We start from the raw sequence: 274 nt of genomic DNA, 5'->3' as shown, positions 1-274 counted from the left end.
CCTCACTCGGCACTTTGCGCAAGAATGTCCCCCATCAACGCCCATTACTGGAGAAGCACCATGAATGTAGTCACCACCGACCTGCCCGGTGTTCTGATCATCGAACCCAAGGTTTTTGGTGACGAACGCGGCTTCTTCTATGAGAGCTTCAATGCCAAGGCCTTCGAAGAAGCGACGGGGCTGGACACACAGTTTGTCCAGGACAACCATTCCCGTTCGCAAAAAGGGGTACTGCGCGGCCTGCATTACCAACTGCAAAATACCCAAGGCAAAC

General features: G+C 53.6%; 1 protein-coding gene. It reads left to right on the top strand.

Annotation, left to right across the window (positions count from 1 at the left end; all coding sequences use genetic code 11):
* Positions 1-60 precede the first annotated feature (60 nt).
* On the top strand, positions 61-274 hold a 214-nt coding region (locus tag SB772_RS40830; RefSeq protein WP_410838627.1), incomplete at its 3' end, for a dTDP-4-dehydrorhamnose 3,5-epimerase family protein.

Origin of the sequence: Paraburkholderia sp. SIMBA_030 (assembly GCF_046535245.1) — a bacterium.
In the GTDB taxonomy this organism is placed as follows: domain Bacteria; phylum Pseudomonadota; class Gammaproteobacteria; order Burkholderiales; family Burkholderiaceae; genus Paraburkholderia.
This window is presented reverse-complemented; position numbering and strand designations above follow the sequence as displayed.